25 protein-coding genes and 1 tRNA gene are annotated in these 21,277 nt (G+C 62.2%); 4 read left to right on the top strand and 22 right to left on the bottom strand.

Annotation, left to right across the window (positions count from 1 at the left end; translation table 11 throughout):
• Positions 1–13: 13 nt before the first annotated feature.
• Genes PYR64_RS10120 through PYR64_RS10110 form a run of 3 tightly spaced genes read right to left on the bottom strand, consistent with a single transcriptional unit; the run spans position 14 to position 5,370 of the window.
• Entirely contained in the window at positions 14–1,306 is a 1,293-nt protein-coding gene (locus PYR64_RS10120; RefSeq protein ID WP_275779720.1) for a hypothetical protein, read from the bottom strand.
• Between the two features lie 12 nt (positions 1,307–1,318).
• Complete coding sequence (locus PYR64_RS10115; protein ID WP_275779718.1) at positions 1,319–2,155, bottom strand: hypothetical protein; 837 nt, start codon at positions 2,153–2,155, stop codon at positions 1,319–1,321.
• Complete coding sequence (locus PYR64_RS10110) at positions 2,152–5,370, bottom strand: phage tail tape measure protein (RefSeq protein ID WP_275779716.1); 3,219 nt, start codon at positions 5,368–5,370, stop codon at positions 2,152–2,154. The genes PYR64_RS10115 and PYR64_RS10110 overlap by 4 nt, the downstream gene beginning before the upstream one ends.
• A gap of 41 nt (positions 5,371–5,411) precedes the next feature.
• Between PYR64_RS10110 and PYR64_RS10105 the strand changes: the two genes are divergently transcribed.
• A complete protein-coding gene (locus PYR64_RS10105) occupies positions 5,412–5,609 on the top strand; it encodes a hypothetical protein (RefSeq protein ID WP_275779714.1) in 198 nt (65 codons plus the stop codon).
• Here PYR64_RS10105 and PYR64_RS10100 read toward each other — a convergent pair.
• From PYR64_RS10100 to terL, 15 genes are all read right to left on the bottom strand, one after another.
• Positions 5,595–5,852 (bottom strand): hypothetical protein, encoded by a 258-nt coding sequence (locus tag PYR64_RS10100; RefSeq protein WP_275779712.1) that lies wholly within the window; start codon positions 5,850–5,852, stop codon positions 5,595–5,597. The two genes, PYR64_RS10105 and PYR64_RS10100, sit on opposite strands and share 15 nt — an antisense overlap.
• Before the next feature lie 74 nt (positions 5,853–5,926).
• Positions 5,927–6,508 carry a hypothetical protein gene (locus PYR64_RS10095; RefSeq protein WP_275779710.1) on the bottom strand — a complete coding sequence of 194 codons (582 nt, stop codon included), beginning with the start codon at positions 6,506–6,508 and terminating at the stop codon, positions 5,927–5,929.
• Positions 6,509–6,610: 102 nt separating this feature from the next.
• Positions 6,611–6,922: a hypothetical protein gene (locus tag PYR64_RS10090; RefSeq protein ID WP_275779708.1), complete on the bottom strand. Its 312-nt coding sequence runs from the start codon at positions 6,920–6,922 to the stop codon at positions 6,611–6,613.
• Positions 6,922–7,425, bottom strand: coding sequence for a hypothetical protein (locus PYR64_RS10085; RefSeq protein WP_275779706.1), 504 nt, complete (start codon positions 7,423–7,425; stop codon positions 6,922–6,924). Before PYR64_RS10085 ends, PYR64_RS10090 begins: the two co-directional genes overlap by 1 nt.
• Positions 7,409–7,615, bottom strand: coding sequence for a hypothetical protein (locus tag PYR64_RS10080; protein ID WP_275779704.1), 207 nt, complete (start codon positions 7,613–7,615; stop codon positions 7,409–7,411). The genes PYR64_RS10085 and PYR64_RS10080 overlap by 17 nt, the downstream gene beginning before the upstream one ends.
• Before the next feature lie 9 nt (positions 7,616–7,624).
• On the bottom strand, positions 7,625–8,041 hold the full coding sequence (locus PYR64_RS10075; RefSeq protein WP_275779702.1) for a hypothetical protein: 417 nt from the start codon (positions 8,039–8,041) through the stop codon (positions 7,625–7,627).
• Positions 8,034–8,399, bottom strand: coding sequence for an HK97-gp10 family putative phage morphogenesis protein (locus tag PYR64_RS10070; RefSeq protein ID WP_275779700.1), 366 nt, complete (start codon positions 8,397–8,399; stop codon positions 8,034–8,036). The genes PYR64_RS10075 and PYR64_RS10070 overlap by 8 nt, the downstream gene beginning before the upstream one ends.
• 9 nt (positions 8,400–8,408) lie before the next feature.
• Positions 8,409–8,837 carry a DUF6093 family protein gene (locus PYR64_RS10065; RefSeq protein WP_275779698.1) on the bottom strand — a complete coding sequence of 143 codons (429 nt, stop codon included), beginning with the start codon at positions 8,835–8,837 and terminating at the stop codon, positions 8,409–8,411.
• A complete protein-coding gene (locus tag PYR64_RS10060) occupies positions 8,834–9,193 on the bottom strand; it encodes a hypothetical protein (RefSeq protein WP_275779696.1) in 360 nt (119 codons plus the stop codon). Before PYR64_RS10060 ends, PYR64_RS10065 begins: the two co-directional genes overlap by 4 nt.
• 84 nt (positions 9,194–9,277) lie before the next feature.
• Positions 9,278–10,360 (bottom strand): Mu-like prophage major head subunit gpT family protein, encoded by a 1,083-nt coding sequence (locus PYR64_RS10055; RefSeq protein ID WP_275779694.1) that lies wholly within the window; start codon positions 10,358–10,360, stop codon positions 9,278–9,280.
• A gap of 11 nt (positions 10,361–10,371) precedes the next feature.
• Complete coding sequence (locus tag PYR64_RS10050; protein WP_275779692.1) at positions 10,372–10,719, bottom strand: DUF2190 family protein; 348 nt, start codon at positions 10,717–10,719, stop codon at positions 10,372–10,374.
• A gap of 3 nt (positions 10,720–10,722) precedes the next feature.
• Positions 10,723–11,964, bottom strand: a complete 1,242-nt coding sequence (locus PYR64_RS10045) for a hypothetical protein (RefSeq protein WP_275779690.1) — start codon at positions 11,962–11,964, stop codon at positions 10,723–10,725.
• A 174-nt stretch (positions 11,965–12,138) separates the two neighbouring features.
• Positions 12,139–13,185, bottom strand: coding sequence for a phage minor head protein (locus PYR64_RS10040; RefSeq protein WP_275779688.1), 1,047 nt, complete (start codon positions 13,183–13,185; stop codon positions 12,139–12,141).
• An 8-nt stretch (positions 13,186–13,193) separates the two neighbouring features.
• Positions 13,194–14,762 carry a hypothetical protein gene (locus PYR64_RS10035; RefSeq protein WP_275779686.1) on the bottom strand — a complete coding sequence of 523 codons (1,569 nt, stop codon included), beginning with the start codon at positions 14,760–14,762 and terminating at the stop codon, positions 13,194–13,196.
• 12 nt (positions 14,763–14,774) lie between these two features.
• A complete protein-coding gene (terL, locus tag PYR64_RS10030; RefSeq protein ID WP_275779684.1) occupies positions 14,775–16,283 on the bottom strand; it encodes a phage terminase large subunit in 1,509 nt (502 codons plus the stop codon).
• Positions 16,284–16,350: 67 nt separating this feature from the next.
• Between terL and PYR64_RS10025 the strand changes: the two genes are divergently transcribed.
• Positions 16,351–16,518, top strand: a complete 168-nt coding sequence (locus PYR64_RS10025) for a hypothetical protein (RefSeq protein ID WP_275779682.1) — start codon at positions 16,351–16,353, stop codon at positions 16,516–16,518.
• 272 nt (positions 16,519–16,790) lie between these two features.
• Here the strand turns inward: PYR64_RS10025 and PYR64_RS10020 are convergent.
• Positions 16,791–16,858 (bottom strand) — tRNA-OTHER (locus PYR64_RS10020).
• A 255-nt stretch (positions 16,859–17,113) separates the two neighbouring features.
• A complete protein-coding gene (locus PYR64_RS10015) occupies positions 17,114–17,959 on the bottom strand; it encodes a hypothetical protein (protein ID WP_275779681.1) in 846 nt (281 codons plus the stop codon).
• Between the two features lie 118 nt (positions 17,960–18,077).
• Between PYR64_RS10015 and PYR64_RS10010 the strand changes: the two genes are divergently transcribed.
• On the top strand, positions 18,078–18,587 hold the full coding sequence (locus PYR64_RS10010; protein ID WP_275779679.1) for a hypothetical protein: 510 nt from the start codon (positions 18,078–18,080) through the stop codon (positions 18,585–18,587).
• Here the strand turns inward: PYR64_RS10010 and PYR64_RS10005 are convergent.
• Positions 18,584–19,021 (bottom strand): hypothetical protein, encoded by a 438-nt coding sequence (locus PYR64_RS10005; RefSeq protein WP_275779677.1) that lies wholly within the window; start codon positions 19,019–19,021, stop codon positions 18,584–18,586. The two genes, PYR64_RS10010 and PYR64_RS10005, sit on opposite strands and share 4 nt — an antisense overlap.
• 814 nt (positions 19,022–19,835) lie before the next feature.
• Positions 19,836–20,321 (bottom strand): hypothetical protein, encoded by a 486-nt coding sequence (locus PYR64_RS10000; protein ID WP_275779675.1) that lies wholly within the window; start codon positions 20,319–20,321, stop codon positions 19,836–19,838.
• Positions 20,322–20,641: 320 nt separating this feature from the next.
• Between PYR64_RS10000 and PYR64_RS09995 the strand changes: the two genes are divergently transcribed.
• Complete coding sequence (locus PYR64_RS09995; protein ID WP_275779673.1) at positions 20,642–21,202, top strand: hypothetical protein; 561 nt, start codon at positions 20,642–20,644, stop codon at positions 21,200–21,202.
• The last annotated feature ends 75 nt before the right edge of the window (positions 21,203–21,277 follow it).

Genomic DNA, 21,277 nt, shown 5'->3' with positions numbered 1-21,277 from the left:
AAGTGTTCAGTTGTTAGAGACCGTCCCAAGGACGATCAGGTAGTTGACCCCACGTGCCTGGGATCAGATCCCAGGTGAGGTCAGGCATGGAACCGGTCAGGTGCTTTGCCCACTCGGTCCGGGACAGCGCAGCGACGACGTCGGTGTAGGAGCAACGGACCTTCAACGCCGTGCCCCTTGGGAGGGGGTCGCCGCCGCGTTGGATGCTGGTGATCTCACCGGGAAGGTACGCGACATGGCCGCCCTTCACCGGGCAACCAACCTCGATCCGGTCGCCGGCCTGCAGCTCCGGCCGGGGCGCGATCTCCACATCCAGCTCGATGGACAGGTTGCCGAGGAACTCTTCCCGCAACGTGACGGCGTAGTTGATCGCGTCCGTTTCAGTGGTGATCATCTCGGACTTGTAGAAGTACTGGGCCTTGCCGTAAGGCCCGCCGTAGCGGAGCGGCCCAGTGGTGAGCTGCACCGCGGCAGTGATCGGGTTGCCCGCCGACTCTTTGCCCTCAACAACCCAGCGGTTGTACAGACCGCCGCTGCCCATCGAATGGGAGACGTTCACAAGGCTTTTGCCCGGCTCGCACCGCCACACCAAAGGGCCCTGCCTCGGGTAGATGTGCGCTTCGCCGTCGCCGCCCATCCGGAACCTCGCAGAGATCCTGGCCAGCAAGTCTTGCCCGCCGTCCAGGCGTTCCTTCTCATACACGAGGGTCCGGTTCACGGCCCGGTCCGTCACCCCAGCATCAACGACAGTGGGGAAGTACTCGCCGGTGAGGCGCCGCCACTCAGAAATGACCGTCGCCCCCGCACCGGGGGACTCAGGAGCTTCGAGCTTGTCCTGATCCACGAACTCAGTGATGTCCACGGCAGTCACAGCAACCGCCGCTGTCGTGATCCAGATCCGCCGCTTATGGATCGGCAAGGACCCGTCAGGCTCTTCGTAGCCGAACTCGTCAATGACACGAGATTCTCGGTACTCAGTCGGCGTGTTGCCGGTCACCCGGAACCACGCGTAGTTCACAGCCCCGGCGCCGCCAACTTTGTAGATGACCTGCAACCGTGTACCACCTACACCCAACGGGTCATCGAACCGCCAAGCGCTCAGCGTCCCGTCAGGGTCAGCGAACACGAAAGACACCCGCTGGGCGATCTTCACGTTCTCGCCAGCCTCATCACCCGCTGACCAGGACTTGATCAACAAGGGCTCCGGAACCACCAACTCATTGCCCCGCCAAGCCCACACCGTCAAAGTGTCAGCAGGCCGGGACCCATCCAGTGCGTCCAAAGTGCTCTGATCGATCCGACGCACGGGCGGGCCTCCTTATCCGAGGGGGTTCTTCAAGTCATCCAGATAGGTGCGCCCGGCCATGGCCGCCTGCTTCTGCCCGTACGTGGTGAACATGATCTTCACGTCGCCGTAAGTGAATGTCGCCGTGAGGACCTTCAACGTTGGAGCCTTCACCGTGTCCGCTTTGAAGTCCCACCACGTAATCTCCCCACCCCACAAGGTGTCGATGGGGACCTGCACGGCCGTGGGGTTCAGGATGAACATGGAGCCCTCCAGCTCAACCCCGGCGAGTTCAGGACCTGGGCGGAACAAGAAGCTGGACGTCGATAGCAGGAGGTTCTTGAGGCGCTTGTTCTCCTCGGCGGAGCGGGTGCCCATGGACAAGTCCAGGCCCTTCTCAGCCATCCGCTGCCCGAACAGGCCGATAGGTTCGTTGTCGCCCATGATGTTGAAGATGGACGTGTCGGCGCTGTACTCCAGCGCCGACAAGGCCGGGCCACGGAGGTATACGTCCCCGTTCTGCTTCCGTTGCCCAAGGATGGGCATCGCAGTTTGCGGGACGAAGGGGTCCATGAGCCAGCTACTCGCGGCCTCCACCACCAGTGATTCTGCTGTGGCACGTGCTGGCCCTCCAGGACCTGACAGAACCTCCACCTCGTACACCACGGACCGGTTTGTTGGGACGTCCCAGTCAGTAACAAAGGATGCGTCGTTCATGGTGATGCGGCGGGCACCGCGGACAGGTTTACGTTTCCCGTCCGCGATACGCCATACATTCACCAACGAAGAACCAATGCCCAGCCCGGTGACCGAAATCCCAGCCTTCGGGGCCGGATCACCCGGGAGCTGCTCAGCCGTTACAGCAATCATCCCCGCCCCTTCCGGTAGTAGCGTGAGTTCGCGTCAGCATCACTGACGACGTTGCCGGCGACGACTTCAAACTTCGCGCCGATCTCTTTGCCGTCAAGGAGGACCTTCACGAACGGGGCCGCCACGTTCACCGGAGACGCCTGCGGGGCATTCCACCCGGAAGGCATGAACTGATGCGGGGAAGCAGGGACACCCATCGTGCCACCGCTTTGGTGGCTTGCGATGTTCCCGGACCGAAGGTTCGCACGGAACCGGTAGACGGCCTGTTGCCCGCCCATCAAATCCACTTCCGACGCGGTTAGGACGTGCTCGCCCTTGGCGCCGAAGAACAACTGCGAATCGATGCCCTTAGGGCCCGGGGCCATGTCGAGGTCACCGCCACCCGCCCTCTTCGGGGCGAGCGACCCGGGCCGCAAAGCTGTCATGGCTGGGTCATCTTCATACCCTCCGCCGCGGACTTGGGTCTCGATGATCTTGATTGTCTTCTCTTCGGCGACCGTGTAAGTCCGGACAACGCGACCGTCAATGGCGTCCATCGCACCCTTGGTCTGCTCAGCCATCCGCTTTGCAGCATCGTTCATCCACGACTCAATGCTCACGCCAGGCGGCACCTTCAAAACCTCGCGGGCCAACGCGATTGCTGCGTCACCCGTAATGCCAAACTGGCCAGCGCTTGCGATCAGCTTGTCGTAGGTCGATTGAAGGTTTCCCTGCAACACTGCCTGACTCTCGCCGTTCTCAGCGTTGGCCTTGACTACCCGCAGGCCAGCACCTGCCACAGCATCCAGGGCAGCTTGGTTCTTACGTCCCTGTTCCGTGTTGATGTCCAGGGACGTGCCGTTTGTGGCCACGGCCGCGGTGACAGCATCGATCGCATCTTCGAACCCGCGAGCTGCGTCCCGGGCGCTGAGGTTCAGTAGGCCCGCGTTGATCAGAGCGTCCGTGAATTTAACGAGGTCTGTGATGCTGCCGCTTGCGGAAACGCCAATATCCTCGAGTGCTTTGGCTACTTCCTCGGACGCTGCCTGGGACTTTTCTGCCGCCTCAGCGTAGGCCTCTTGGGCCGAGGCTGCCGAGTCGGCTGAGGTCGCGAATTTGCCCATCGCGATGTTCAGCAGGGTCTGATCGTCGGTGGCGTAGCCTGACGCTTTTGCCTGCTCTTCAAGCTTCCGCCGGTAGTCTGGCATGAACTCCAGCAGCCGCTTCAGTGACTCGGATGAGCCATCCGTGTGCTTAGCCATGGACTGGAAAGCAGCAGCAGCCTTCTTATCATCCAAGGAAGCTATCTGTGTCCCGAGTTCCTTGAACCGTTCCCGGGCCTTTTCAGAGGTTGATTGGACCTGCACGAGACCAACGCTCAGGACTCCGATGGTGTCAGTGGCGACATTGTCGATGTTGCCCCAAATGCCCGGGTCAGCTATTCCGCTGATGGCCTGCTGGAAGTCGCTGACCCCATCCTTGTGCTCCACAAGATCTTGGAAGGACTTGTTCAGAACATCAGCGCTGACAGCCCCTTGAGCTGCTTGCCCGGAGAACTTCTCCAACGCGTCAGCGGTTTCCCCTGTCGGGGCGAGGATCTTATCCAGCGCCGGAGCTGCGATAGCGGACGCTGCCGCGACGGCTGCAAGCCCTGTCGCCGCTCCTGCCGCGATCCGGCCCGTCCTGGAAAGCACACTGTTGGCCTTGGACCCAGCTGGGGCCAGAACCTCCAGCGCTTCCTTGGTGTCCCGAATTTTCGGGATGACGGTGATGAGTCCGCCACCGAGCAGGGCGGCGCCACCGAGGACCGCGGCGAAGCCTGTGGCCACGGACAGGACCGGGGCCGGTACCTGCCCGACTATGTCAACGACGTCCTCGAGCCCCTGCACAAGGCCTCGCAAAGCCTGCGAGGCCCCAGACCCGGACTGAATCAGGACGGTATCAATTGAACCGCCGAGCTTCTCCAGATCGCCGCGCAGGTTGTCCTGCTTACGGCGGGCCGTGTCCGCAGCAAAGCCGGAGTCGTTGACTTTGTCTGTCCAACCCTGGATCCCAGCGGCACCCTGTTCGTACAGGATGTTCGCGGCACGAACGGCGTCAGATCCGAAGATGATCTTCATGGACGCGTTGCGTTGCTCATCCGAGAGCCCACGCATGGACTCCTGCAGGTTCCCGGCGAACTTTGACAGGCCAATGAACTTGCCCTGCGAGTCGTACGCGGAGATGCCCAGCTTGTTCATCTCCGAAGCGGCGGCCGCTGAGTTCGGCGTCAACGCCATAAGCATCGTCTTGAAGGACGTGCCCGAGTCCGAACCGATCAGACCCGCCGACGCAAACGCAGCCAACCCACCAGTGGTCTCCTCAATGGAGAGCCCGGTGGAGGCAGCGACCAGACCAGCCTGGTTCAGTGCCTGACCGAGGTCCTGCACCGATCCCTGGGCCTTGCCAGCACCAGCGGCCAGCAAGTCAGCGAGGTGGGGGATCTTGTCGCCCTTGAGCTTGAACTGCGTAAGCGCGGAAGCTGCAATTTCGGCGGACTCGCCGACGCCGAGGTTTCCGGCGGCGGCAAGGTCCAGAGACCCTTTCAGGCCACCAGAGAGGATGTCACCTGTTGAGACGCCAGCCTTAGCCAGCTCTTCAACACCTTGGGCCGCTTCCTTCGCAGAGAACGCCGTGTCAGCTCCAGCCTCCACGGAAGCTGCCCGCAGCAGATCCATGTTCGCGGCGGTCTCGTGCGTCGCCGCGTCAACCTGCGACATCTGCTGTTCGAAGTCTGCGTACGCATTGATCGACACGGCAACGCCGGCCATGATCGCCGCGCCAGTGATGGCCGCGACTTGGCCGACCTTTTCCAGTGAGGCGTAGTGCCTTTTCTGGGCTTCCGCTGCCTGCTCGGTTTCGAAGCTGGTTTTGTAGACGGCTTCGCTGAAGGAGTCCAGGCCGTGGGCGGATGCTTGGGCGCTGGTCAGTACGCGCTTGTTGGCGTCCTCCAGTTCGCCGGTGGCGTTGTAATGAAGGCCCGCAGCTTTCGCTGCTTTCTGATGCGCGGCCGCCAGCTCGGCAAGTTCCTTGGCTTGCTTCCCGTCGCCGGACTTTTCGAAGACCTCATCGACGGCCTTGCCCAGGGCAGTGGCCGTGTCGATGACCTTCTTAGTGGCAACCTCGGACTTGCCCATGCCAGCGGTGTACTTGCTGACCTCCGCTTCCAACCGGACAACATGGGATCGAGTCGTCAACGGGGCCTCCTGTATGAAATTGGGTGTGGCAGAATCAGCCCATGGCCAACGAGAACGAGACCCGCAAGAAGCAACCCGGCGATACCTTGATTGGTTTGGGTTCGGTGATCGCAGTCCTGGCTGTCGTGGTGGCGCTGGTTGGCGGCGCGAACGGGCCGACGCCGCCCTTGCTCAGCGTTTTGGTGGGTCTCGTCCTCGTGGTGATTGGCTACCTGCAAAGGCGCTCAGCGCGGCGGTAGTGGCTGGTCTTCTGGCCGTTCGTAGCTGGTGAAGACTTTCTCGCCCGGGTCTGGCTTGTACGGCTGCGTCCCGGCGCCTGTGGTTGCTCGTTCGCGGGCTGCGCAGGAGTGGCATTGGATCTTGTGCGCGTCGTACCAGCCGTCGTTATCCGGATGATGAGCGATGGCCGCAGGTTGCCCGCAGCCACAGAGCCCGTCCTCATAGATGGTCAGCGCCAGTGTTAGGACGTAGTCGCGTTCCATCCATTCGCCACGGTTACGGCTGAACCAATGCGATGGAGGTTTACCGTGGTCCCTGGCGGTTTTGAGGACCCGGACTACTCCCGGCCAGTTGCCGTGCCAGAGGGCTTGTGCAAAAAATCGGCGTCCACTTCAGGCACGAGATCCTGTGCCTTCTTCCGTGCGATGGTGATGAGCTGCACTTGTGGGACACCGACAGCCTCTTCCAACGCCTTGAGTGACTCGGGCGTGAACGAAGCTGGGACGCGTTCACCGTTCGCAGGCTTCACGGCAACGATGGACGCGGCGATGAGCCGGTAACCGAACTCGACGTTCGCCTTCGTGCTCTCGACGTCAGCGAAGTCCTCAGCGGCTTTGGCCCGCATGGCGTCGATGGTGGCCTGCGGCAGTGCCTGCACGTAGACGGTCAGTGCGGAGTCAGAGAACGTCTTCAGCAGGGCTTCGTATTCGTCAGCCAGCGCCTGCGACGGCAGCGCCTGCGTGGCCGTGCGTTCGAAGTCCGGTTCGGCTTCCTCAGCCCGGGCCAGCTCGATGCGGCGCTTCAAATCGGTGAGTTCGGAGATCACGTCGGCACGCTTGTACACGACGGCGGACTCTTCGGGGAGTGCAGCGTCAGTGAGCCAGGCTTCAACGTCGAAAGTCTCGGGGGTGGTAGTCATAGGGGTTCAGGCTCCTAAGGTGAGGGGTTTGTGGTGGGCAGGCTCTAGAAAGGTGGTGGCCCGTGGTGCGCGGAGCCTGAATCACGCGCACCACGGGAGTTACTACACGCGGTTGATGACCGCGGCCGTTACCGAAGCGGTAGCGGAGAAAGTCACACCAGCAACACCGGAAGAGTTCCGGTACTCCTTGAGCACCGGGATCCACTTCTCAGTACCAGCAGCGACGGCATACACCTTGTCCGGGTACGCGTCACCCGTGGGCAGGGTGGACGGTGTAACCAGCGTGACGTTGATTGATGCTCCGCTGCCGTTCTTCACGATCAGTAGCGCACCAACCTGCGCGGTGTCACTGGCAGACGGCGCCGCGAACGTCGGTGCCGTGCCAGCGAGAACGGGAACGTTCTGGGTCAGCACTAGGCGACCGTGATGTTCTCGTACATGGCCTGCGGCAGGAACGTGACCCGGCGCTTGATGTTGCCCTCGTTGTTCACGCGGGCGGAAGCGTCAGCCTGGACACGGCCGCCGAGGTAGGACTCGTCGCCGGTGGCCCACGCGGCGGTGGACTTCTTGTCCGTTTCGCGTGCGTAGATCCACACTTCGGAGCCCTTGGTCTTGACCGCCTGGTAACCGGCGTCCTCGCCTGCGACGTCGGGGCCGCCGGCCTCGAGGTATTCGCGGAGGAACGTCAGGCCAAGGTCGAAGTTCGACGCGCCCAGGGCTAGGACCTGCCCTTCAACGCAGGCGGGCTTCTCATCGAACGTCGCCGAGGCGGTGTTCGACCATGCCTTGTCCGAGTCGAGGATGTTGCAGGAGATCTCGATTCCTGCGTTCAGCTCGAGGGCTGTGGGGTTGGCTTCGTCAGCCGGTGCAGAGGTGAGAAGGGTTGCCTTCCACTTACCGTCAGATGCCCTTTTCATTGGCTATCTCCTTCGTGTTCTCCGGCTTGGCCGGTTCAGTTACTCGTGCTTTGGCCGGAGTGGCCGGTTCCTGCGCTCGTGTGGAGGGCGGGAGCTTGTACCCGAATGCCGGGTTGTCCAGGTAGTGCCGGGGGACCCGGCGTTTCTTGCCGTTGGTGTCTACCGCGGTGACAAAGTTTTCGTCTGCCATGGCTGTCTCCTAGTTGGTTGTGAGCCGCCACTGGATGGGCAGCATGAGGCGGGCTGGGGTGACTGAGGCGTCGAGGATGGGGGATTGCTGGTTGAAGCCATCGGGGTTGAGGCGGAGTGTTCCGGTGCCGACCTGCATGTTGATGAGCTTCTGCTTCAGTGCCTGCGCTACTGCCCGGCAGGCTGCAGCGTTGGACGCGACCGCGGTGATTTGGAAGTCCCAGACCAGAGTGTCTGCGTGCTGTTTGCCGTCGGCTGTGGTCTCGTCGGGGTTGTCACCGATGCCGAACCAGTTGACGAAGTAGGGGAGGACGTACCCGCCGGACTGCGGTACTCCTGTGGGGACGAACCCGTCATAGTTCGTGGTCCCTGTGATCTCGTCCTCAGCCGCGGTGACCTGCTTCGTCAGCGCATCAATATCAACCACCGAGGGCCTCCGCCCCGAGCTGCGCCATGGCCTGCTCAAACTGGCCGGAGAACCTATCCAGCGACGGGCCCATGAAAGCTTGGGGTGCTTGCACGGAGGTGCCGAACTCGACGTACTGGCCGTAGTTCGCGGTCGGGCCGATGTCCACCTGCAGGTGCTCAGAGGACAGCATCCGCATGTCTGAGTGGCCGATGCTGTTCTTCAGGTTGCCGGTGTCCACGGGCACGATGGCTTTGGCGTTGCGTTCGATGTCCAGTGCGGTCTTCTTGATGACCACCTTGGACATCTCCACCACACGCTTGCTCGCGCCTCCGAGATCCGCATACAGGAGTTCAAGGGAACTGATGTTTGCTCCCACCGCTGCCTCCTACGGGTTTTGCTGGGTTTGGTTGTCCTGGCAGATGAGGTCCGCTTCCCAGAGCTGGGAGCCGTGCATGGCCTGTTGGATCTTGTACCGGCGCCCGGCGACGTGGAGGGTGTCCCCGTTTTCGCCAGCACGGACGATTTGGAGTACTTCCACGGGCAGTACCGCGAGGTAGTCGCGGAGCTGCGTGGGTTGCTCGCCCGGGATCGGGGCGCTTGCCCGGTTGAGTTCCTGCAGTCGGCAAAGGCCTTGCTGACCTTCTGGCGGCCAGAGTGTGGCTTCCCCGGTCCAGCCCTCCGGGACGGGGTAGGGCGGTGGGCCAGTTCCTGTGCGGGTGATGGTGCAGGGGGACGTCATCGTGGCGACGGCGATGGGGCGGTGGTGCTCGGCCCAGCGCGGCGGGATGACCTTGTATCCGGGGAGTGGGCTCACAGCCTGTACTCCTCGCCCTCAGCGTGCGGGGCGGGGGAGTATCCGACGACGTCGAACCATGCTCCCGTTCCGTTGTCGTCAGCGTGCCGTGCACGAAGTTTGGCGGCCTGTGCCCGTAGCTCGGCAGCAACGGCGGGACCGTCCGTGGCGAGGTCCTGCGTGCGGATCTTCTTGCCCAGCAGCACCTCGGACGTGGCGATGGCATCCAGGGAGTCAGCGGCAGCAAGGAGCGTGCTGTCGTCGTTGAGGACGAGGTACCCGCCGATGATGTCGTCACTGACGACAAAGGAGGTCTCGTCAAGATCCGCGATGAGGAGGCGGACCTTACCAACGTCAGTGGTGAAGTCGATGGCCATTGGTGCCTCCTATGAAGTTTGGAGTGGTGCCGGGGTGGGGTTGATTTGCCCTATTTGTCACCCCGGCACCGGGGTGGTGCGCTGTTACGCGGTGGTGCCGGTGGAGGCGTAGGCGCCCGTGGTGTCGAGCTTCGCGCCGCCGGTGATGTGGCGGCCGCGGTACCAGATGGTGTCGTCGTTGAACGAACCCTCTTCGATTCCGATGGCGCCGCCGTCCGGGCGTTCGCCCTGGTCACGCTTCACTCGGATGTCCACGGTCTCTTCGCCGACCATGGTGACCTTGCCGAGAGCGGCGAAGTCGGATTCCTTGGGAGCGAAGAGGTACCACGTGGTGTTCACGTTGGCGGACTGGTCGATGACGGCCAGACGCCAGGACACCACGACGTTGAACTTCCCGAAGAGGGGGTTCTTCTTCGTGGCCGTGCCACCGGCGGAAACGACCGGTTCGTTCACGAGGGCCTCGGCTTCGAACTGCAGAGCCGGGGGAACCACGAGGTTGATCGGGCGGCCGCCGAAGTTGATGGGCAAGCCATCAGCGTTCTTGCGGGACACGAACGTCTTGTACGCGGCCAGCAGGTTCACGTCAGTGAGGGTCTTGTTCGCGACCGTCCCGAAGAACGACGTGATCGGGCCGTTGACGTCCACGAAGGTGCCGAAGACTTTGGCGTCTTCGGTGGCGCGGGCGGAGGTGCCGAAGCGTCCGGGAAAGTCCAGGAGCTGGTAGTACTGGTTGTTCTTCCGTGCCTCGAACGTCAGCCCGAAAGCGTTACCGGTCTTGCCAGCCTTGAAGGTGAACTCGGCCTCGGTGAGGGAGCGTCCCTTGTACTCTTCGCCTTCGGCGACGTCCTCGAACGCGTCACGTCCGCCGTTGACGTCGATGACCTTCGCGGGGCGGAAGTCGACGACTTTCTTCTCCGGGGCGATGGTCTGCCATTCCGGGGTGGTTTCCTGGTAGCGGTCACGGGCCTCGACCTGGAACGCGGCACCGAGGAGCAGGGGGAAGTCCGAGGTGCTGAATGCTTCCTTCATGCGGAACTCTGCGGCCGCGGACTTGCCCGCGACGCCCTCGTTGAACAGCTTCGCTGCTTCGAGGATCCGTGCCCGGACGGTGGGGGCGATACGGAAGCCCTCCTTGGCGAGGATGTCGCCGGTGTTCAGAACATTCATGTCAGGTCTCCTTACGCGCCAACGGCGGTCTGGTCGGTGTAGCCGATGGGGGCGACTTCGAGGGGCCCGGCCGCTGCGGACTTGGTTCCGAGCGAAGTGCCGAAGCGGTAGTTGCCGGTGGCGGTCACGTTCAGGGCGCCGGCCGCGGTGATGTACACGGGCAGGCCCTCGGACGCGACGGCGCCGGTGACGGTCAGGTCATAGGAACCGTCCAGCCAGATCGTGCCGCGTTCGCCGGCCTTGGTGTCCTTCACCGCGACGCCGCAGATGGAACCGACACGGACGGGCTCACCGGAGAGCCGGTCGTACGGGAAGGTGACTTCGATGTGCTTGGCGTTGGTGTAGCGCTGGTTCTTCATGGCTTAGTTGCCTCCCTTGAGGGCCTTGAGGATGTCCGCGTCAGAGACCGTGACGGCCGCTTCCTGGGCTGGCGCGGTGGTCTGGCCTGCGCCGTGGACGTTGCCTTCGCCGCGTTCGGCGCGGATCTCTGCGACAGCCTCAACGGCGGTGTCTTTGAGGGCCTTCGGGTCGAACGACTCAGCGGCCAGGGCAGCGGAGACGAGGGACGCCCGCGTGACCTTCGCGTCGACGTCGCCGAACGCTTCAGCGACGATGGCCTCGGCAGCGGCCTTGCGGTTGTCGCTGGCGAGCTTGGCGTTGTCAGTCTTGAGGTTGGTGTTCTCTGCTTCCAGCGCGGTGGCCCGGCTGGCGGCTTCGCGGAGCTGCTTGAGCTCTGCGTCATCAATGGTTGCCATGGTGGCTTCCTCCTGATTTTCGGTAACCGTCGCCGGGTTCGGGACGGAATCTTGGGCAGCCTCTGCGGCTGGGGTGACGGGGACGTATGTGGTGACTTTGCGGACCTCGGTCGAGTCGCCGCTGAGTTCGGCGACGTCGTCGGCGACGGTGTATCCGACCTGGTAGGTGGCGGGCTGGGTGTCGCCTTGGAGGCTGAACCACACATTGGCTTCGTCGTAGTCTTCGAGCCACACATAGGTTTGCTCGTCGCCGTAAGCGCCACGGACCAGGTCACGGAGCTGTGAGCGCAGGTCATTGGCGGTTACCTCGTGCGCTTTACCGGCGAACGCTTCAATGACTTTGTCGATTTTCCCGCCGCGCCCGGCGACAGTGACGAAGTCGACGCGGTTGAGTTTGTGCGGGTACATCGCTTCGATGATCTGCCCGCGCCTGCCCTCAGCTTCGCCAGCTTTCATGTCCACGCCGACAGCGACGGACGTGCCGATGTACTTGGCGAACTCCGTGATCTCCGGCCGGTACTTGGACCCGAGGAGAGCGGGGGCGGCGAGGCGCCCCTTCTTGCCTGTCTCCTCATCCACGTAGGTCGGATCCCAAACGGCGTCCTCTTCGAGCACCGCGGCAAGAGTCGTGAGTGACCCTGCAGGGCGCTCGAACTCATCCGAGGAGGACATGTGGTCGATGTGCATCTGTGTGCCGGCCGGGAAGACCTTGTCCTTGGCCGCCTGCTCGAGGACCTTGTCCGAGTAGTAGCCGGAGGAACCCCACCCGGGGGTGATGAGGGTGATGAGAAGTTTTCCGGTTTCGGATGGGGTGCTGAGCTTGCCGGCCTCGGTGATGAGCTTGGCCATTGACAGCCTCCTAGAATGGTTGTGTGGGCCTTGATGACCGGAACGACAGTGTTGGTGTGCCTGGGGAGTGCCCGGGCCACGAGTGGAAAGCGTCAGTGATCCACTTGCGTTCCAGCGGCGGGTCCCTCGAAGTGAGCTGCAAATGGTGCGGGGCTGTGCAGTACGAACCGGGCCTCAGCGACTGATCAGGGCTTTGACCGGGGTTGCGGTGTAGGAGTCCCGCCAACCAGCCGTTGACTGTTTGGTGGACAGGTCCGCCCAACTGACCTGACCTGATTGCAGCAGCTCCAGGCGTTGACGGCCCATGATGGCCTGCTGGGTTTCCGGGGTGAGGTTGTTGAAGACCGTTTCAGCGTCCGGTGTCACAGGCGCTGGTTCTTTGATGTTGAAGCCAAGCTCTTTCCATGACTTCGTCACCGTTACGCGGGCGCAGCGGCCGTTCTGGTGATCGTTCGGGCCCGCCTCGTCCAAAGGGTGGCGGGTGCCGTGCTTGGACCAGCAGGACGGGCACGTCCTCGCGGTTAGGGCAGCATGCCATTCCCACTCTTCGAGGATCGCCTTGTTGGCCTTCTCTGACGCTTGCGTGGCTTCCCTGTGCGCGTCGAGAGTATCAGTTCGGGCGATGGTGAGTGCCCGGGTGAGTCCGCCGTTGAACCTGCCCTCGGCTTGCTTCATGATCCGGGCGGCCGTCTTGGTGGGGTTGTCACCCACGGCTATCCCACGGATAAGTTCACGCTTCATGACCCGCTCAACATCCGCCGGCAACGGGCGGGTGCTGGAATGGATCCGCTGCGTGGTCCGCTCCACGATGGCGGCCAGCGCCTCCGGTGACATGCGCGTGAACGTAACCCCAAGCTGGGAAGCGTTCGATGGCAGTTGCGAGCCGATGAGCGCGGCGTGTGTGTCCAACGCGTCGAGTACCGCGGCGCTCATGTCGTTCACGACTACGGTGTTTGTTTGCGCGGCGAGGGCATCGAGCATGGTCCGTGCGGTCTGCATCGCGTCCCGCAGCCGGACATTCCGGGCAACCACAGCCCGGGACACTGTGCCGTCCTTTGCCTGCGCCATGAGATCCACGACAGCGGCTTGGAAGCTGGGCGCGAGAGCGTCCCATGCTTCCACCCATGCCCGGGTAAGGGCCAGGGTTTGCATGTCTGTCATGCGTTCCAAGCGTGTGCGGAGGTCAGCGACGATCCGCAGGGTTTCCTGAGTGATCGCCACGTGACCTCCTACTTCAAAGCTGCGCCTGGGTCCTTCCCGTCACGGAACGCTTGCGCGGCGAGGTTCCCGGCCGCGGCGTCCGTTCCCGTGGATGGAGGAATGAATTCCCCAGCGTCGTTCACCATGGACTCCAGCAGGTCATCGATGTCGCGCACACGGAGAGCACGCAGGACAAGCTTGAACTTCTCCACCGGAGGCAGGACGTCCATACCATCAGCGCGTTCAATGGCCTGCATGAGGGTGTCAACGGGCACCTCTTCAAGGTCCGGCCAGATCACTTCAACCGTGGGGTCAGTGTCGCCGAGATCCACAAGGAGCCTGTCGCCGTCACGCTCCACCGTGCCCTTGAGTGGCCCCCGGGGAGCAATGACAGCCTGCTCGATGACGTAGCCGCAGGAAGCCCGGTACGCCTGGGCCCAGACCTCTTGACGGCCCATGAGTTCAAGCCGCTGCGGAAGGTCAAGGGTTTCGGCTGTCGCCCGGCTCCCGGTAACGCCCGGGTCCGCGAGGAGGATGGTCACGTTCACACCGAACGCGGCAGCAGCCATAGCCGCCAGTGGCCGGCCGGACTCGGAGTCCAGTGTGGCGCCCGTCTTCGGGACAGCCTCCAGCGTTTGCCCTTCACCCAGCGAGACTGAGGAGCCGGCACCGAGTTTGTTGATCGCTTCCAGCCCGGCACGCTGCACCTGGGAGGCCTTGGCCTTCGAGGATGAGGCACGGAACGCGATACGGGAAAGCGCCCGGCACAGCGTCGCCCAGTCCTCAAGGAACTCCTTGTAGGAGCGGCACCACGGCAAAGCGGCGAACCCATCACCGACGCCCCACACTTTGGAACCGTAAGGGTTGACCTTGACGTGCAGCACTGGGGATTCCCAGCGCACTTCCACGCCGTTGAAGGACTTCGGCTTGGTGAGCGGCTGGTACTTCAGCGCCGGGTACAGGGCCTCGTACTCGCGGCTCAGGGAACCGAACGTGTTCGTGAGGGTGGTCTCAACCCAGCGGCGACGGTAGAACCACGGGGTGGTCTTGTCACCGGGCTCTGAGATGATCTCCACGATCTCATCGAACGGGAGAGGCCGGACCTTCACCCTCCCCGTGAGGGGGTTCGTGAAGTGGGCGAGGAACACGTTGCCGTCCGTGCCCAGGTCATTCTCCAAGGAGATCCGAGCCTGTGCGCCGGTTACGGCGTCGCGGTTGCCTTCGTCGTCCAGGAACGCCTGGACAACGGATTCGACGTCCTGTTCGCCGTCGTCGCCGGTGGCGCGGGCGTTTATCTCCACACCTTGCCCGAAGACGTAAGAGGCGCGGATCCCGAGGCCACGCTTCATCAAAGGGTTCGCTACGAACATCACCCGGCACAGGTCAGCGTTGCGGGTCAGCCCTTCACGGGTGAACTCGCGCTGCCCCACGGCGGTGAGGGATTCCCAGCCGGCGTCCTCGTACATGAGCTGCAGCCGGGCGAGGTTCTCGTTCGCCGTCTCCAGCCGGTAGGCCGCGTCCTCCAACCGCCACGCTTCGACGGTAGGTTCCTGCTCTGCGGCCTTCTTGAGTCCGAGGGCTTCCATGATGCCAGGCACAGGGCCCTCCTATCAGTACGGGGTGATCGCGTACCCTCTCAGGTCCGCTTCTTCGTAGACGTCCGGTTCGATCTGGTCATGCAGCCCATCGGTGAGGGGCATGAGGAGGAGCCGGTTGGTGGCCTGTGACATGGCATCGATCGTGTCGTCATGGGCGCCGGCGGGGAATGATTTGGCTTCCTCGACGAGTTCCTCGACGTTCGGGAGGATCGACGGGTCCGGGAGAACGATGTTGCCCGCGTGAGCGAACGGTGAGATCGCGTTCGCCCTGGCTGTTTTCGACCCTTCCGGTTCGATGGGGATCATGCCCGGTACCCGTTGAGCGAGGGAGTTCATCACAGCCGGGCCGTTGGCCTTGTCTTCGACGAACTTCGCCAGCGCCTGCGGCCACTTCGCGGTGAGGGCGAGCATGGCGTTGCAGGAGTCGTTGAAGTTCAGCCGTGCCCGGACCATGTCCAGCAGGTACGCTGTGACACCCACGCGCAGCCACACTTGGCCCACGACGTAGTCAGAGGCTTTGGTGTCCTTGAACGTGAAGTCCCAGGACTGCACCAGTTCGTGATCGTCACGGCCGATACCTGGCACCCAGCATGTGCCGTCGGCACGGTCGATGTGGAGGCGTTCGGTGTAGCGGCGCCACTCGGCTGGGAAGATCCCGCCTTCGCCTGGGGTTGGGCGGCCCTGATAGAGGGAGGCCCATGTGCGGGGGCCGGCTTGGATCTTGATGCGGGGCCAGTTGCGTTTGGCTTTTTCGCTGTCGCGGGCGGAGAGCATGAACTCGCCGGGTTCCCGGTTGAGGGGGTCTGTTTCGCCGCGCTCTGGCCTGTGGTCGGCTTGGGCGGGGATGTTGACTACCCGCCAGCGTTTGCCGTCCTCAGCGGCGAGGAGGCGGCCTGCGAGGTCGTCGTTGTGCCAGCGGGTCAGGATGAGGATGACCGGTGCGCCTGGCGCGAGACGGGTCGAGGCTGAGTCCGTCCACCAGTCCCACGTCTTTTCACGGATCGTGGGGGAGTCAGCCTGTTCGCGGCCCTTCACAGGGTCATCGATGATCATCAGATCCACAGGGCGGCCCGTCAGCGCGCCACCAACACCGGCGGAGTAGACGCCGCCGTCGTGGCCTGCAAGTTGCCATTCACCCTGCGCGGACAGGTCGTCACGGACGCGGATGCCGATCTGTTCAGCGTTCTGGGCGATGTCGTCACGGATGGTGCGGCCCCAGCGGCGGGCCGTGTTCATCTCATAGGAGGCGATGGCGATACGAAGGTCAGGGTTCTGGGTGAGGCACCACAGAGGGAACCTCCGGGACGCACGCTGTGACTTGCCCTCCTGCGGCGGCATGGAAATGATCAGACGCGAATCAGGGGTGTTGAAGGCCCGCACAAGCTCGGCGTCAATCAGGTCCAGCGCTGGTGTCTGCCGGGTGCGAGGATCCAGTGATGCAGCAAGATCACCAGGAGTTGCCCACTTGGGCGTTACCGGCTCGAACATGCGGGCCGCGTGCTCCCACATGTCGATGGTCACGGGTACCTCCGAGGCTGATAGAAAGAGTGGGGTTCAAACGGGCCTACAAACACATTTGAGGAGAGAAATGCCGAACTACGTCATAAACGAAGGCCTTGAGAACGAAGAAGTGATCCTCGCTGCCGACTGTAAGCAAGACGGGATTCAGTACTGGTTCTATAACCCGCAAGGCGAGCGGTTCAAAAGCCTGCTGAAGACTTACGCGAAGACAATCAACCCGGGTCCGTCGAACTAGTCCTGTTGGTGCCAGGCCCCGCCGTGGTGCACCGTGGCGGGGTCCGGCGTTTCGGCGGTCTTGCCCAGCCGCCGCGCTGGGTGGAAAGTGATCCGCTGGTTTCTACCGCCAGTTGCTGATCAGTGCCCGGTTTTGGTGCCAGCCATATGGTCCCGTGGTGACTGCCGCCCAGCGCGGCTCGGAACTGGCCGGGACGATGCAGCGCTGTAGCGGGCGCTTCCCGAGGCCTCTACTTGGGTCTGGCTGGTGCCATGCCGGAATGCCTAGTCCGCCGTGGGCTTCCGGGATTCGAACCCGGCCTTCGACTCTCGTCGCTGCTCAACCCTGAGCTACAGCCCTCCCCGGCCATGTGTACCAGGGCTATTCAGTTGTGGGGGACGTTCTTGGGCAGGTCCGTCCATTGCAGGGCCTGAAAGATGGGAGCCCCGGCCGGCCTTCACAGTGTCCGTGGTTCACGTGTTGACCCGTCCCCGGACGCGAAAGAACCCGCCTCAAATGGGGGGAAGGCGGGTTCAGTCGTGTTGCAATGGTTAGCCCCAAAGCCACTATTCGCATCATGAAAAGACTATGGATTATTTTGGCAACTGTCAAGCGTCTAACTGGCAAGTTCTAGTTGCTCACGCCTGCCAGTGGGCGTGTCCCTATACGCGGCGATGACAGCGGCGGGGGTGTAAAGCTCCCGGCGGGTGTCCAGGTCGCATGCGTCAGGCTCCAGTTTGCCTGCGTTGACCCAGTTGCGGGCCTTCTTGATGTCGATGCGTGCGTGCCCGGAGGTGGTGAGCCAGCGGGCGATGTCCGGTAGGAAGGCTTGGACGTGCCACGCCTCGCTGATGAGCCATTGCTGGCGTTCCCTGCTGCCGTCTGTGGCGCCGCAGAGCCTGCACTTGGCGATCTTCCCGCCGACGATGGACATCATGGTCCCGCCGCAGGGCAGCCCTTCGATCTCGTTCCAGCATTCGCCGAGGCTGACCTGTTCCGCACTCCGGTCTGTGGCGTGACGGCAGTCGTTGAGTGCAGCCCGGAGTTCTTCGTCCAGGGTGGCGGCCCATTCCATCTTCCGGATGAGGGGGATCTGGGTGAGTAGCCACCTTGCGATGACGGGCGGTTCGCCTAGGGGGCCGATGGTGGGGAGATGGGAGGCCCACCCGCCAAGGATGACGCGGAGGGTTTGGGCTTTGTCCAGGGCGTCAAGGTTGGCCGGCGGCCGCGATCCTACGTGGGATCCGCCGCCGACCTGCTGCGCTCCGACGTCCATGCGGGCGGAGGTGACCAGAATGTCTTCCCATACCCCGGCGACAGCGCGGAGATCCTCCTCGAGTGGGATGGTGCAGTCGTGGCAGAGAGTGTACCCATCATGCAGGGGTACTTCGCAGTTCCCGCATTCTGTGCCGGGTGAGCCAGTGCTTTGACTTCCACCCGTGATGACCTGACCTACGTGCATGATCGCCCCCAAAACACTCCCCAATCCCCGAGACCTTTACCAAGCGCCAGTTTAACATCTACAATGCGCTTCCCTGCCGTTTCTAATTGCAACTTGCTAAGCAAACTATGATTTCTTGGTGGATGAAATTCTGAATTGGACTATCAAGCTCGCCCCTCTGATGAGTTCGCTGATTGTCCCGGCGGCCAGCCTTTGGATCAATTTTCGCAATGAGAGGCAGGACCCCTCGGCTGTGCACGCGATGAAGCAGAACGCGAAACTGTACGACTCCCTTCCTGAGGATGCGCGTGAATCCATCGAAAGGCTTATTAAGTTCCAGGCCGCCAAGTACTCAAAGGAAATGATCCGAAAGGAAAGCCGCCAGGCCAACTGGTCAGGACGCGTGGCCTTGATTTTCGTCGCGGTGTTGACCTCCGTCTCTCTGTACCTGTTGATCATGCTTGCCTTGTCGTGGCCGTGGGCGTACATCTTCGTTGCGATAGTTGCCTTCTTTGGCGGAGGGTTGATGATCGCAGGCGGACTGCAGTGGTTCAAGTACCCGGACGAGGAGGAGCCAGCCAGCAGTGCAGGAGGTGATGCGGATACGTTGGACGCGCCTATCGACACTCAGGAAAAGACGGAGGCTTAGACTCCTCCGGCAAGAAGACGGAGCTGTTGGGGGACGATTTCCGGCACCATGGCCTGCTGGGCGGGGGTGAGGTTGAGCGCTGCGAGGATCCGCCGGATAGCCTCGGCAACGAGTGCGCCCTGGGACTCTGCCAGCTTGACCTTGCGTTCCTCGATACCTGCTTTGAGTGCGAGGGCGCAGACCTTCGCGAGGTGGTCGCGTTCCTTCATGTACAGCTCGTACCAGACGTTCGGGGCGGCTTTGTGGTCGCTGACATCAACCGGTCCTTCCGGTCCAACACCTGCACGGTGGAGGGTTTTGCCCCAGACCATCTCTTCATCCGGAAGTTCCTGCACTTTTTCTCGCAGCCAGGCGACGTGGCCGGCGGTCCAGTGGATCTCATCCAACAGGGCTTTGCCGGGGTCTATGTCGATGGGCAGGCCGAGGGTTCTCACACCTCTTTCCAGTTCTACCCGGGCCTGCGCTTCAGCGACCCGCCGTTCGGCAGCCTTCCTTGCCTGCGGGGAGTTGCCTCCATGGCGGCCACACCTTTTGGCGCCAGCGGCGGGGGAGAGTCCGCATGGTTTCTCCTGCTTGTTTTTCGCACCGCAGATCGTCTTACCTTTCACGATCTGCCCAGGCGCGAACCTCGGGTCACTGGCCACTACTGTCCACTCCTTGATCTTGGGTGGGACGGTCCACCACCCCTATGACATCCGTCTATAACATTTAGGTCACATTCGTTTGGCGCCGTTGTGTAAACACCCCGAAAAACTCATTCCGCGCCGTAGCGGGGGCGTTGGGGGCAAACGGTGTTTACAGATGTTTCAACCGTTCAAACAACCTTGGGCCATGCATCTACTCGCTAGCTGGGCAGTAGTCAGCATTGTGTCCATCGTGGCATCTAAGCTGTTAATCGTAAGAGGCCGGCGCCCCCGCTCGTCCGTCAAAACAGAGGGGGCCCGGCCACCAGAACAACGAATTCGAAGTTGGTTGTTCTTGGTCATCGTAGGCACCAATAATGCCCCATGGCAATCTAGGTGCTTCCTTTGCCATGAACAGCCGCCTTCGCGTTCGCTCGCAGAAGGATGAAAACTCATGGCTCCCAGCCGCTCCCGGAAACACTGCCCGAACTGCAACAGCCGCCGCCAGTCTTCGCTCATCGCAGGTGTGTTCTGCCTGTTACGGACTGTCGTCGCTGTCGTCCTGCACGAGCTTCTGAGGTAGTTGAGTTGTGCGGCGTCAGTTAGTTGGCGCCGCACCAACTGTCTATTGTTTGTTGTCAGCACGCGTGATTCTTCCAAGCGTCCATCCACTCAGCTTTCGTAGGCTGCCACGCCAAAGCGGTACAGGATATGCTCCCAATCCATTGCCCACCACGGCATCCCTCATGTGGACGAAATTCATGGGCGGTACTCTTAGGCCAGATTCGGCTCGTCGGTCTGCTTCAGTGGATTTCGCGGTATAGATGCCAGCTACGAAGTCTTCGAACTCGGCTGCAGCTTGTTTTGCCTCTCCCATCTGTCCCGCCACGCCCTTTGCCCACGCTTTTGCACTTATCGCCGTGCCTGTAACAGTCACCCCGTCGATGACTAGTGTGAGCGAAAACTCGGTATCCGAATCATCGCCTTCGCCCATGGCGGCAACAAGCATCATTTCCAGTATGTAGTCCTGGGCCACGAGGTCTTCGTGCGTATATCCATCGGGATCTTTTGCGAACTCGTTGCCTTGCGATTCCGTGTGTTCATTGCTCACGGCTATTCCTTTCAGAGATGTTTGTGACGGTTCCGTCACATCCTCAGGCTATCGACCACGACTGACAGAATTCCCGTGACATCCGCACTTGATGGCTCCGTCCGTTGCAGCATCGTGGGTGATGGCTTGGCATCGTTCCGTGTGGTGGTGGCCGCATGCGGCGCAGTGCGGCCGGCTCACTCGGCAGCCTGCGCTAGAATCCGTTCTGATTCGAGAACGCGTTCTGCCTGAGGGGATTCATGGGATTTTGGAGAGAACCGTTGGTTTGGTGGGTCGGCCCAGTCAACGCTTGGCGTCGCACTTCTGCGGGTCGTCCCGGGATGAACGGCACCGACCCGACGCTCAGCTTCGAAATACGGCGAAACTGGCCTGTTACATTCCGTGACTGGGACAGCCTCAAGGCATTCCTGAATCTCGTCAGCAATTTCGCCAACGGCAGCCGCCCTCACATCGGCGACGGTAAGACGACCTACGCATCCGCGGACGAGTTTTTCAGCAGGCCCAATCCACTGAACACTGAACTGTATGTTCAGGCCTCCGCTGGTGGTAAGAGCTTCTCTTTGCATCTCACGACCCAAGCGCACTACCCGGACCACGGAACTCAGGAAAAATCCTTTGTCACCATCACCGCGACGGAACTTCAGCAAGCGCAGGTGAACCAGATTTGGGTGGCAGATCTGTTTGACGAGTTCGATCGGCTCACAAAGCCTTTGACGCGCTTCCAAAGGTGGCGGAATCGCCCGGTGGTCACTAAGCGCACTGAGGCCGAGTACTACGCAGACCGGCGCGCTGCCAAGGTTCGCTGGCAATCTTGGGCCCTCGGTGTCGTCGGAGGCTTCATCGGCGCCGCAGCGGCGTTCTATTCGGGCTTCAAGCCGTAGCATGCTCACTGTTCCTCATCGTTTGGGTTCCTTCTGGTCTGTGAGGATGGTTTGGAGTTGTTCGGGTGGGAGTAG

It is taken from the genome of Paenarthrobacter sp. Y-19, assembly GCF_029223985.1.
GTDB classification, from domain to species: Bacteria; Actinomycetota; Actinomycetes; order Actinomycetales; family Micrococcaceae; genus Arthrobacter; species Arthrobacter nicotinovorans.
Note: the sequence above shows the minus strand (reverse complement) of the source record. Positions and strands in the feature narration are given on the sequence as shown.

What these genes read in the sequence shown, in the direction of transcription:
- PYR64_RS10025 (WP_275779682.1), top strand. Translation starts at nt 16,351, where the DNA reads ATGCCGAACTACGTCATAAACGAAGGCCTTGAGAACGAAGAAGTGATC.
- PYR64_RS10055 (WP_275779694.1), bottom strand. Translation starts at nt 10,360, where the DNA reads ATGAATGTTCTGAACACCGGCGACATCCTCGCCAAGGAGGGCTTCCGT.
- PYR64_RS10115 (WP_275779718.1), bottom strand. Translation starts at nt 2,155, where the DNA reads ATGATTGCTGTAACGGCTGAGCAGCTCCCGGGTGATCCGGCCCCGAAG.
- PYR64_RS10015 (WP_275779681.1), bottom strand. Translation starts at nt 17,959, where the DNA reads ATGCACGTAGGTCAGGTCATCACGGGTGGAAGTCAAAGCACTGGCTCA.
- PYR64_RS10085 (WP_275779706.1), bottom strand. Translation starts at nt 7,425, where the DNA reads ATGAAAAGGGCATCTGACGGTAAGTGGAAGGCAACCCTTCTCACCTCT.
- PYR64_RS10100 (WP_275779712.1), bottom strand. Translation starts at nt 5,852, where the DNA reads ATGGAACGCGACTACGTCCTAACACTGGCGCTGACCATCTATGAGGAC.
- PYR64_RS09995 (WP_275779673.1), top strand. Translation starts at nt 20,642, where the DNA reads ATGAACGGCACCGACCCGACGCTCAGCTTCGAAATACGGCGAAACTGG.
- PYR64_RS10080 (WP_275779704.1), bottom strand. Translation starts at nt 7,615, where the DNA reads ATGGCAGACGAAAACTTTGTCACCGCGGTAGACACCAACGGCAAGAAA.
- PYR64_RS10050 (WP_275779692.1), bottom strand. Translation starts at nt 10,719, where the DNA reads ATGAAGAACCAGCGCTACACCAACGCCAAGCACATCGAAGTCACCTTC.
- PYR64_RS10105 (WP_275779714.1), top strand. Translation starts at nt 5,412, where the DNA reads ATGGCCAACGAGAACGAGACCCGCAAGAAGCAACCCGGCGATACCTTG.
- PYR64_RS10060 (WP_275779696.1), bottom strand. Translation starts at nt 9,193, where the DNA reads ATGGCCATCGACTTCACCACTGACGTTGGTAAGGTCCGCCTCCTCATC.
- PYR64_RS10095 (WP_275779710.1), bottom strand. Translation starts at nt 6,508, where the DNA reads ATGACTACCACCCCCGAGACTTTCGACGTTGAAGCCTGGCTCACTGAC.
- PYR64_RS10045 (WP_275779690.1), bottom strand. Translation starts at nt 11,964, where the DNA reads ATGGCCAAGCTCATCACCGAGGCCGGCAAGCTCAGCACCCCATCCGAA.